Genomic DNA, 11290 nt, shown 5'->3' with positions numbered 1-11290 from the left:
GTGACATGACCGACTCCGCGGATCGCACAGCGGACGGCGCGGACCGGGTCCAGCGGGCGCTTCGCACACTGCTGGAGGAGCGCGACCGCCTCCGGCAGGAGAACGACGCCCTCAAGGCGGGCCGTGGCGAGCCGATCGCCGTGGTCGCCATGGCGTGCCGCTTCCCGGGAGACGTCTCCACCCCCGAGGACCTGTGGGAGGTCCTGCGCGAAGGCCGTGACGTCGTGGCCGGGTTCCCGCAGGACCGCGGGTGGCGGGACGTCTACGACCCCGACCCCGACACCGCCGGCCGCGCCTACACCCGCCAGGGCGGCTTCCTGGCCGATCCAGCCGGTTTCGACGCGGACTTCTTCAACATCAGCCCGCGCGAGGCCCTGGCGGTCGACCCCCACCACCGGCTGCTCCTGGAGACCTCCTGGGAGGTCTTCGAACGCGCGGGCATCGTCCCCGCCGACGTGCGCGGCTCCGACATCGGCGTGTTCTCCGGGGTGAGCTCCTCCGAGTACGGCTGGCGTTTTTTGGAGGCGGGCCAGCAGGAGCTGGAGGGCCATCTGCTGTACGGCAGCGCGCTGAGCGTCGCCTCCGGCCGGGTGGCGTACGAACTGGGCCTGACCGGGCCCGCGGTGTCGGTGGACACGGCGTGCTCGTCGTCGCTGGTCGCCCTGCACATGGCGGTGCAGTCCCTGCGCTCGGGGGAGTGCTCGCTGGCCCTCGCGGGCGGCGCGTCGGTGATCTCGACACCCGCCATGTTCGTGGAGTTCTCGCGGCTCGGCGCGCTGTCCGCCGACGCCCGCTGCAAGGCCTTCTCGGACGGCGCCGACGGCACCGGCTGGGCCGAGGGCGTGGGCGTCCTGCTGCTGGAGAAGCTGTCCGACGCCCGCCGCAACGGCCACCCGGTTCTCGCCGTCCTGCGCGGCAGCGCGGTGAACCAGGACGGCGCCAGCAACGGACTGACCGCCCCCAACGGCCGCGCCCAGGAGAAGGTGATCCGCAAGGCCCTGGCCAACGCGGGCGTCGCGCCCTCCGAGGTCGACCTGGTCGAGGCCCACGGCACCGGCACCAAGCTCGGCGACCCCATCGAGGCGGGTGCGTTGCTCGCCACCTACGGACAGGGCCGCGACCCCCGACAGCCGCTGTGGCTGGGCTCGTTGAAGTCGAACATGGGCCACGCCATGGCCGCCGCCGGAGTCGGCGGAGTCATCAAGGCCGTCCTCGCCCTGCGCCACAAGTACCTGCCGAAGACCCTGCACGTGCAGGCGCCCTCCAGCCACGTCGACTGGGCCGCCGGCGGTGTCGAACTGCTGGTGGAGGGCCGCGAGTGGACCCGCGAGAGCGGACCGCGACGGGCCGGCGTGTCCTCGTTCGGCGTCAGCGGCACCAACGCCCACGTCATCCTGGAGGAACCGGCCGATGACCAGCGGGACGAGCCCGCCGCGGACACCGGAGCCGTCCCCGGCCGGGTGCCGTGGGTCCTGTCCGGCAAGAGCGCGAAGGCCCTGGAACGCCAGGCCGCCAAGCTCCGCGACTTCGTCGCCGCCGACCCCGACCTGGATGTGGCCGACGCCGGCTGGTCGCTGGTGTCGGGCCGCTCCGCCTTCGCGCACCGCGCGGTGGTCCTGGGCCAGGACCGCGACGAACTGCTGACCGCTCTGACCTCGCTGAGCGAGGGCACCGAGTCCCCCGCGGTGGTGCGTGCCGTCGCCGGGAAACTCGGCGGAGTCGCCTTCATGTTCCCCGGCCAGGGCTCCCAGTGGGCCGGCATGGGCCGGCAGCTCTACGACACCTTCCCCGTCTTCGCCGAGAGCCTCGACGCGTGCGCGGCCGCCCTGGCCGAATGGGTCGACTGGTCGCTCCTGGACGTCCTGCGCGGCGCCGAGGGCGCACCCACCCTGGAGCGCGTGGACGTCGTCCAGCCGGCGCTGTTCTCGGTGATGGTGTCCATGGCCGCCCTGTGGCGCTCCTGGGGTGTGGAACCGGCCGCGGTGGTGGGCCACAGCCAGGGCGAGATAGCCGCCGCCCACGTCTGCGGCGCGCTGTCCCTGCGGGACGCCGCCAAGGTCGTGGCACTGCGCAGCCAGGCCCTGGTCGACCTCAAGGGCCTCGGTGGGATGGCCTCGGTCGCCGAGTCCGCCGACGTCGTGGCGGAACTCATGGCTCCGTGGAGCGACCGGGTGAGCATCGCCGTGGTCAACGGCCCCCGCTCGGTGGTGGTGTCCGGCGAGCCCGACGCCCTCGACGAGTTCGTCGAGAAGATGAAGGCCGAGGGCGCCCAGGCCCGACGGATCTCCGTCGACTACGCCTCCCACTCCCACCAGGTGACCCGCGTCCGCGAGAAGGTGCTCGCCGCGCTGTCCGACGTGAGCCCGAAGTCGTCGAAGCTGCCCTTCTACTCGACCCTCTACGGTGAAGTCATCGACACCGCGCGGCTGAACGCCGACTACTGGTACGACAACCTGCGCGAGAAGGTCCTGTTCGAGACCGCGGTGCGCCGGCTGTCCGAGGACGGGTTCCGGGTCTTCGTCGAGATGAGCCCGCACCCCGTACTGACCGTCCCCGTGCAGGAGATCGTCGAGGACGTGGACGACGCGCTCGTCCTGTCGTCCACACGGCGGGACCGGGACGAGGTCGAGACCCTGCTCGGCTCGCTCGCCGCACTCCACGTCCGCGGCGGCCCGGTCGACTGGGACGCCCTGTTCGGCACCCGCCGACGCGTGGACCTTCCCACGTACGCCTTCCAGCGGCAGCGTTACTGGCTGAGCTCCTCGCACACCACGGCCGCCGCCGAGCTGCCCTCGGCGGAATCGGCCGCGGCCGCGGAGCAGCAGGTTCCGCTGTCGGAGCGGGTCTCGGCCCTGACCGACGAGGAGGCGAAGGCCGCCCTCCTGGTCGAGCACGTCGTCGAGAAGGTCGCCGTCGTCCTCGGCCACCCCACCACCGAATCCATCAGCCCCGACCAGGAGTTCAAGGAGCTCGGATTCGACTCGCTGCTCTCGGTGGAGCTGAGCAAGCGGCTGACCGCGTCGACCGGCATCAAACTCAGGGCGAACGCGGTGCTGCGCTATCCGTCACCGCGACGGATCGCCGAGCACGTCCTCGCCTCGATGCCGTAGCACCGTCCCGCCGGCGGGACACCGCAACCACGACAGCGGCCCGTCCCGCCGGACTCCAAGTTGTATTGAACGGCTGATTCACTTCCCTCAAGGTGGGGGTGATCTGCGAATTCCCGAATTCCGGGCCTGTTTGCTGAGGGGTTGATCTTTGTGCCTTCGTTCGGTGCGTCGTCTGCGCATAAAGGCATGTGGCGGGCGCAGCAAATGGCTCCCGACACGCCGAACCACGCGCTGACCATGTGGGACGTGGACGGTGAGCTGGACGCTGCGGTCATGGAATCCGCGTTCCTGCACGTCATGGGAGAAGCGGAGGTGCTGCGCGTCAATTTCTCCGACGACGGCAGCGGACTGCGCCTCGCCCCCCGGGAACTGGGGGACTGGCGGCCGTTCTTCCTGGACCTCAGTGCCGAGGCCGCCCCGGAGCAGGCGGCGCGCGAGGCGCTGGCGGACATGGTGCGCGAACCGTTCGACCTGGAGCGGGACCTGCTGTTCCGGCTGGGAGTCGTCAGGCTCGCCGCGACCCGCTCGCTCCTCGTGATCGCCTACCACCACCTCATCTCCGACGGCTTCGGCGCCGGCGGCCTGCTGTCCCGCCGTCTCGCCGAGGTGTACACGGCGCTGCTGCGCGGCGAGCGGATACCCGAGCTGGCCCACCCCTGGGACGCCGAGTCGTTCGCCGCCGAGGCCACCGAGTACCTCGCCTCGCCGAAGTTCACCGAGGACACCGAGTTCTGGCGCGACTACCTCACCGACGCCCCCGCGCCCGCACAGGTCCCGCGCGTCGCCCTCTCCGACGCCCAGCGCACCGCGCTCTCCGAGCCGATGAGCGAGTCCGACCGCTGGTCGGAGGTCGCCGACACCATCGGCATGGTGAGCCGCACCCTGACCGTCCCGCGCGCCGAGGCCGACGCATGGACGGAGACCGCGCGCTCCATGGGCGTGTGGACCTCGCAGCTGCTGACCGCGGCCGCCTCCGTGTACTTCCGGCACCGCTGCGACCGCCCCGAGTTCCTCCTGTCGCTGGCCGTCAGCAACCGTGTCGGCGTCGCCAGCCGGACCCCCGGCCTCGCGGTGAACGTCGTGCCGGTGAAGGTGGGGGTCCCGCTCGGCGCGACCTTCACCGAGATCGCCGACGCGCTCGTCGACGAGACCTTCGAACTCTTCGGCCACACCGCCTGCCACTACTCCGACATCCAGCGCGCGAGCGGCACCGTCCTCAGCGGCCGCGGCAGCTTCGGCGCCGTCATGAACGTCGTCGAGTTCGTGGAGCAGCTCCACTTCGCCGACAGCCCGGCCCGCTACTTCGGCGCGACCACCGGCACCTTCGAGGAACTGTCCATCGGCGTCTACACCGACGGCAGCGCCGAGAGCGACCTCTACATCCGCCTCGACGCCCCCTCCAGCCTGTACCACCGTGCGGAACTGCGGTTCATCGGCGAGGAGTTGATCGCGTACATCCGCGCCGCCGTGGCCACCGGCAACCGGCCGGTCGGCGCCCTGGACGTGGTGAGCGGCGCCGAGCGCGACGGTGTGCTGACCGCCCCGAACGACACGGACGCGGCGGTGCCCGGGCTGACGGTTCCCGAGCTGTTCGCCCGCCAGGTCGAGCGGAACCCCGACGCCGTCGCCCTCGTGTCCGCCGACTCGGACCTCACCTACCGGGAGCTGGACGAGCAGTCGGCTCAGCTGGCCGAGGCCCTGCGGCAGCGGAACATCGGACCCGAGACGGTCGTCGCGGTGGCCCTGCCCCGCTCGACGGAGCTCGCCGTCGCCCTGCTGGCGGTGGTGAAGGCCGGCGGCGCCTATCTGCCGATCGACCCCAAGTCCCCGGCGGAGCAGATCGGTTCACGGATCGACGCCTCCGCGGCCGCCGCCCTGCTCACCGACACGGCGACGGCCGCGGCGCTCGCCGCCGGTCTGTCCGTCCCCGCGCTCGTCCTCGACGACATCGCGGCGGAGACCGCCACCGCCGCTGCCGCGCCGAAGGCCGTGTCCCGCCAGGACAGCCTGCTGGCCGTGCTGTACGGCTCCGCACCGGCCGGCGAGACCGCGCCCGTCGCCCTGACGCACCGCAACATCGAACGGTTCGTCCTGGACCGGAACTTCAAGGACGCCGGCCACAGCACCGTGCTGTGGCACGCGCCGCACACCTCCGACGCGCTCACCCTCGACGTGTGGGTGCCGCTGCTGAACGGCGGCCGCGTCGTCGTGGCGCCCGAGGGCGACCTCGACATCGACACGCTGACCGCGGCACGGGAGGCGCACGGGATCACCACGGTGTGGCTGCCCGCCGGCCTGTTCTCGGCGATCGCGGCCGCGCACCCCGAGCGCCTCGCCGGACTGCGCGAGGTGTGGACCGGCGGCGACCGCGTCTCCGCGGCCGCGCTGCGCCGCGTCCGGGAGGCCTGCCCCGAGCTGACCATCGTCAACGGCCACGGCCCGACGGAGACCACCGTGTTCGCCGCCGGCCACCGCCTGGCCGCCGACGAACCGGTGCGCCACGCCGGCACCCTCGGCCGCCCGCTGGACAACACCGCCCTCTACGTCCTGGGCCCGGGCCTGGCACCGGTCCCCGTCGGCGTCGTCGGCGAGCTGTACGTGGCCGGCACCGGCGTGGCCCGCGGCTACGCCGGGCGCCCCGGACCGACCGCCGAGCGCTTCGTGCCCTGCCCGTTCGGCCCGGACGGCGGGCTGATGTACCGCACCGGGGACCGGGTGCGCTGGGGCACCGACGGCCGCCTTGAGTACGTGGCCCGGGCCGACGCCCAGGTCGACGTACGCGGGGTCCGGGTCGAACTGGCCGAGGTCGAGGAGGTCCTCGCCGAGCACACCGGGCTCGCCCAGGCCGTCGTGGTCGTCCGGGCGGACGGCTCGGGCCAGCCGCGGCTGGTGGCCTACGTCGTCCCGGCGGCCGGCAAGTCCGTCACGGGCGAGGAGCTGCGCCGGTTCGCCGCGGGATGGCTGCCGGAGTCCATGGTCCCGTCGGTCTTCACCCTGCTGGAGCGCCTCCCGGTGACGGCGGCCGGCCGGGTCGACCGGGCGGCGCTGCCCGAGCCCGCCTTCGACGACGGCAAGTACCGGGCCCCCCGCAACGAGACGGAGCGGATCCTGGCCGCGGCCTTCGCCGATGTGCTCGAACTGGACCGGGTGAGCATCGACGACGACTTCTTCGACCTCGGCGGGAACTCGCTGAGGGCGATCAGGCTCGTCGGCCTGATCCGGGCGGAGCTGAAGCAGGAGGTGTCCATCCGCCGGCTGTTCGCGGCCCGCTCCGTCGTCGGGCTCTCCGACATGTGGAAGGACCTCGCCCAGTCCAGCAGGCCGACCCTGCGCAGGAGGACGAAGGCCGGCGCGGTCCTCTGAGTCCCGTGCCCGCCCGGTGGCCGTCACTGGTGCGGGACGTCGACCCCGGCTGAGCGCAGATGCTCCTCCAGCAGCTCGTTCAGCCGGGCCCCCGCGGGCGCCTGGTCCTCCCGGTGATGGTTGACCAGCCCGTAGCGGGTGGCGGCGTCGGGTCTGGACCGGAACTCGGCCGGCATCGCCAGCAGTTCACGGTTGGCCAGCAGCTTGGCCGACAGGGCGGCGGCGAGCTCGCCGAGCCGTGGATCGTCCGGGTCCCAGGACTCCGCCTCCAGGCTGAGTTTGAGCAGTCCGACGTACTCCGGGTCGCCGAGCTGGTGCTCCAGCTGGTCCAGAAGGTTGTCGAAGACCTCCGGCACCAGCGCGCGGGCCAGGATCAGGGCTTCCTGCTGGATGGCCACGTACTCGGTGTCGAAGCCGAGCTCGGTGAACCGGTCCAAAGCCACACAGGCCCGCTCGGGCAGCAGCAGCCGGTCGCCGGAGGCGAGCCGGTGCAGCACCGCGCGCCGCGCGATCAGCTCCTCGATCCGGTCGGTCAGCCGCCGCTCGACATCGTCCAGGGCGGCGGCGAACCGCTCGGGATCGGCGTCGAGCAGCGCCCCGATCTCGGCCAGCGGCACCCCCGCTCCGGCAAGCGTGCGGACCTGCACCAGCCGCAGCATGTCGGGGGATCCGTACCGCCGATAACCGGAGCCGTCCCGCTCCGGTTCGTCGACCAGGCCGAGCCGGTGATAGTGGCGCACCGTCTTCACCGTGACGCCGGCGAACGCCGCCGCCTGCCCGATCGTGAGCCCGTACACCATCGGTTCAGTGCGTCCTCTGATCGTGGGCGGCCGCCGTCTCGCGCACGGCCAGGGCGATGGCCCGGAAGTCCTTGCGCAGGATGTGGGAGTGGTTGCTGGACACCTTCGAGCTCACCCGGAGGTTCGGGTTGCGGGCGAGCACCGGGTCCAGCGAGGCCCGTACCGCCTCCATCTCCTCCTCGCCGCCGCCCAGGTTGGAGCCGGTGGCCAGGACGTACCGCACCGGGCAGGTCAGGCGCTCCAGGACCGGCGCCATCGAGGCGCACAGCCCGTTGATCTCGATGTTGATCTCGGCGTGCTGTTCGGCGGACATCCGCGCCGCCATGCCCAGCGGCCGCACCACGGGCAGCAGGAACCGCATCCGGTGGAACAGCTTGCGGATCCGCTCCTCGCCCTCCTTGCCGGTGAGCCCGTACGGCATGGCGCCGTCCGCGGAGACCACGCCCAGGACGCGGTCCGGGTGCCGGTCGGCCCAGTGCACCGCGAGCGCCGCACCGTAGGACCAGCCCACGAGCAACGGGCGTTCCACACCGGTCGCCTCGAGGACGGCGTCGAGGTCGCGCAGACACGCCTCGAAGGAGTAGTCGGACGACAGCTTGGACCGGCCCCGGGCCCGCTCGTCGTAGGTGATGTGCCGCCAGTCGGAGCCGAGCGCGGCGATCGTGGGCCGCCAGGGCTTGTGGTCGGCGTAGGAGCCGTTGAGGTAGACGATGGGACGGCCGGGGCCCCGGGTGTCGGTGACGTACAGGGCCGTGTCGTCGACGGGGACCATGCCGGTCCAGGTCGTGGTCGCAGAAGAGGTCATGCGTTCAGCGTCCACCCTGACCCTGGGGCAGGGTCAACGGCGACATTGAGCCGCGGCCGGAACCACCGGTTCCTCACACGGCGGTGGTGGCGAGCATCCCCGCGGTGACGGCGGCGGCGACTTTACCGACCTGGTCGGCAAGATAGAAGTGGCCGCCGGAGAAGACCTTCAGCTCGAACTCGCCGGTCGTCTGCTCCTGCCAGGTCCCGGCCTCCGGGACCGTCACCATCGGGTCGCTGTCCCCGACCAGCGCCGTGATCGGCGTGGCCAGCGGCGCACCGCCGCCCCAGCGGTACGTGCTCAGGAGCCGGTAGTCGGCCCGCAGCGCCGGCAGCACCATCTCCAGCACCTCGGGGTTCTCCAGCATCTCCTGGTCGGTGCCGCCCAGTTTCCGCACCTCGGCCAGCACACCGGCATCGTCGTCGGGCAGCGCGTAGGCACTGGGACCGACGTCCGGGGCACCCCGGCCGGAGAGGAACAGCCGCTGCGGCTCGGGCAGTTCACTGCGCCGGGCGAGCAGCCGCGCCGTCTCGAACGCGATCAGCGCGCCCATGCTGTGGCCGAACAGGGCGTAGGGCCGCCCGGGGTCCGCGAGGAGTTCCTCGGCCAGTTCCCCGGCCACCGCCTCCACGAGCGGGCCAAGGGTCGTGAACGGCTCCTCGTAGAACCGGTCCTGACGCCCCGGATACTGCACGGCCACCACGTCGAAGTCCGCGGGCAGCGTACGCGCCAGCTGGACGTAGGCCGTCGCCGAGCCCCCCGCATGCGGGAAGCACACCAGCCGCGGCCCGTTCCCCGCGGCCGTCGTGAAGCGTCGCAACCAAGTGCTGTTCACCGTGGATGTGTCCCTTCGTCTCGTCCATGAGCGGGCAGCACGAAGGCCCGCCGGTGCCCTCGGGGGATGCGGGCGCCGGCGGGCGGTTCGCTGCCCCGCGCGGGCTCGTGCCGCCCGTCCGCATCGGAGCTCACGACCTGAGACTGCCGCCCCGCGCTCGACGCCTGCTCGCAAAACGCTGGAGAGCCCGTGCGGCTCGGCGCGGGGGAGCGCCGGCTGCTCAAGACCCGCTGGGCAACCGCACAAGCGCCCCTCTATTCACGGTGCATAACCTCCTCGCAGATATACGACCCTGCACCGCCACGCGTGTCCGCCGACGTGTCCGTCTGCGCTCGCGGACCAGCACCGACAGGAGCCGACACACGTATGTCCGTGGAAACCATTGCGCCTCCCTCGACAGCGGCGGGCGACAAAGAAGTACGGCGCCTGGACCGGGTGATCATCCGGTTCGCGGGCGACTCCGGTGACGGTATGCAGCTCACGGGCGACCGCTTCACCTCGGACACGGCGTCGTTCGGCAACGACCTGTCCACCCTGCCGAACTTCCCCGCCGAGATCCGCGCCCCCGCAGGCACCCTGCTCGGGGTGTCGTCCTTCCAGCTGCACTTCGCCGACCACGACATCCTCACCCCCGGCGACGCCCCGAACGTCCTGGTGGCGATGAACCCGGCGGCCCTGAAGGCGAACATCGCCGATGTGCCGCGCGGCTGCGAAGTGATCGTCAACACGGACGAGTTCACCAAGCGGGCGCTGCAGAAGGTCGGGTACGACGCCTCCCCGCTGGAGGACGGCTCCCTGGATGCCTATCACGTGCATCCGGTGCCGCTGACCACGCTGACAGTGGAGGCCCTCAAGGGGTTCGACCTCAGTCGCAAAGAGGCGGAGCGCAGCAAGAACATGTTCGCGCTCGGCCTCTTGTCGTGGATGTACCACCGGCCGACGGAGGGCACCGAGCGGTTCCTGAAGGCCAAGTTCGCCAAGAAGCCCGAGATCATGAAGGCGAACCTGGCGGCGTTCCACGCGGGCTGGAACTTCGGTGAGACGACGGAGGACTTCGCGGTCTCCTACGAGGTCGCGCCGGCCGCCACCGCGTTCCCGACCGGTACCTACCGCAACATCTCCGGGAACCTCGCTCTGTCCTACGGACTGATCGCGGCGGCGAAACAGGCGGAACTTCCCCTGTACCTGGGCTCGTACCCGATCACGCCGGCCTCGGACATCCTGCACGAGCTGAGCCGGCACAAGAACTTCGGTGTGCGGACCTTCCAGGCGGAGGACGAGATCGCCGGGATCGGGGCGGCGCTGGGCGCGGCGTTCGGTGGCAGCCTGGCCGTGACGACGACGTCCGGGCCGGGTGTGGCGCTGAAGTCGGAGACCATCGGCCTCGCGGTGTCGCTCGAACTGCCGCTGCTGGTGGTGGACATCCAGCGCGGTGGCCCGTCGACGGGTCTGCCGACCAAGACCGAGCAGGCGGACCTGCTGCAGGCCATGTTCGGCCGCAACGGCGAGGCGCCCTTGCCGGTCGTCGCCCCGTGCACACCGGCGGACTGCTTCGACGCGGCTCTGGAGGCGGCTCGGATCGCCGTCGCCTACCGCACCCCGGTGATGCTGCTCTCGGACGGCTATCTGGCCAACGGCAGCGAGCCGTGGCGCATCCCCGAGACGGACGAACTCCCGGACCTGCGCACCGAGTTCGCCGACGGCCCGAACCACACCCTGGAGGACGGCTCCGAGGTCTTCTGGCCGTACAAGCGGGATCCGCAGACTCTTGCCCGTCCGTGGGCGGTCCCGGGCACACCGGGTCTGGAGCACCGCATCGGCGGCATCGAGAAGCAGGACGGCACGGGCAACATCTCCTACGACCCCGCCAACCACGACTTCATGGTCCGCACCCGCCAGGCCAAGATCGACGGCATCGACGTACCCGACCTGGAGGTCGACGACCCCACCGGGACGGCCGACACCCTGGTACTGGGCTGGGGTTCGACCTACGGCCCGATCACGGCCGCGGTACGCCGCCTCAGGCGCGCGGACAAGGCGATCGCGCAGGCCCATCTGCGCCACCTCAACCCGTTCCCCGCCAACCTCGGCGCGGTTCTGCAGCGTTACGACAAGGTCGTGATCCCCGAGATGAACCTGGGCCAGCTGGCCACCCTCATCCGGGCCAAGTACCTGGTGGACGTGCACTCCTACAACCAGGTCAACGGTATGCCGTTCAAGGCGGAGCAGCTCGCCACCGCTCTCAAGGAGGCCGTCGATGCCCGCTGAGGCCCTGACTCTCGTCCCCAAGGCCGAGGGCCGACAGTCCATGAAGGACTTCAAGTCGGATCAGGAGGTGCGCTGGTGCCCGGGGTGCGGTGACTACGCGATCCTGGCG

Annotated in this window: 5 protein-coding genes and 2 pseudogenes; 4 read left to right on the top strand and 3 right to left on the bottom strand. The window is 71.6% G+C overall.

Features of this window, described 5'->3' with window-relative positions:
• The first annotated feature begins 5 nt into the window (after positions 1–5).
• Complete coding sequence (locus PH203_RS42655) at positions 6–3110, top strand: acyltransferase domain-containing protein (protein ID WP_289927513.1); 3105 nt, start codon at positions 6–8, stop codon at positions 3108–3110.
• A 150-nt stretch (positions 3111–3260) separates the two neighbouring features.
• Positions 3261–6473: an amino acid adenylation domain-containing protein gene (locus tag PH203_RS42650; protein ID WP_289927512.1), complete on the top strand. Its 3213-nt coding sequence runs from the start codon at positions 3261–3263 to the stop codon at positions 6471–6473.
• A gap of 23 nt (positions 6474–6496) precedes the next feature.
• On the opposite strand, the gene PH203_RS42645 is transcribed toward PH203_RS42650, so the two are convergent.
• The 3 genes from PH203_RS42645 to PH203_RS42635 all read right to left on the bottom strand — a co-directional run bounded on the left by PH203_RS42645 (position 6497) and on the right by PH203_RS42635 (position 8913).
• Entirely contained in the window at positions 6497–7273 is a 777-nt protein-coding gene (locus tag PH203_RS42645) for a MerR family transcriptional regulator (protein ID WP_289927511.1), read from the bottom strand.
• Between the two features lie 4 nt (positions 7274–7277).
• A complete protein-coding gene (locus PH203_RS42640) occupies positions 7278–8078 on the bottom strand; it encodes an alpha/beta fold hydrolase (protein ID WP_289927510.1) in 801 nt (266 codons plus the stop codon).
• A gap of 73 nt (positions 8079–8151) precedes the next feature.
• Positions 8152–8913: an alpha/beta fold hydrolase gene (locus PH203_RS42635; protein WP_289927508.1), complete on the bottom strand. Its 762-nt coding sequence runs from the start codon at positions 8911–8913 to the stop codon at positions 8152–8154.
• Positions 8914–9315: 402 nt separating this feature from the next.
• Between PH203_RS42635 and PH203_RS42630 the strand changes: the two are divergent.
• Together PH203_RS42630 and PH203_RS42625 are read left to right on the top strand one after the other, a co-directional pair.
• Positions 9316–11181 (top strand): annotated as a pseudogene (locus PH203_RS42630) (2-oxoacid:acceptor oxidoreductase subunit alpha); the annotation flags it as partial.
• Positions 11171–11290: pseudogene (locus PH203_RS42625) on the top strand (2-oxoacid:ferredoxin oxidoreductase subunit beta); the annotation flags it as partial. The pseudogenes PH203_RS42630 and PH203_RS42625, both read left to right, overlap by 11 nt.

Origin of the sequence: Streptomyces sp. S.PB5 (assembly GCF_030403745.1) — a bacterium.
Classification (GTDB): Bacteria; Actinomycetota; Actinomycetes; order Streptomycetales; family Streptomycetaceae; genus Streptomyces.
The sequence above is the reverse complement of the archived record's forward strand: the minus strand, read 5'-3'. Positions and strand labels throughout refer to the sequence as shown.

What these genes read in the sequence shown, in the direction of transcription:
- PH203_RS42655 (WP_289927513.1), top strand. Translation starts at nt 6, where the DNA reads ATGACCGACTCCGCGGATCGCACAGCGGACGGCGCGGACCGGGTCCAG.
- PH203_RS42645 (WP_289927511.1), bottom strand. Translation starts at nt 7,273, where the DNA reads ATGGTGTACGGGCTCACGATCGGGCAGGCGGCGGCGTTCGCCGGCGTC.
- PH203_RS42640 (WP_289927510.1), bottom strand. Translation starts at nt 8,078, where the DNA reads ATGACCTCTTCTGCGACCACGACCTGGACCGGCATGGTCCCCGTCGAC.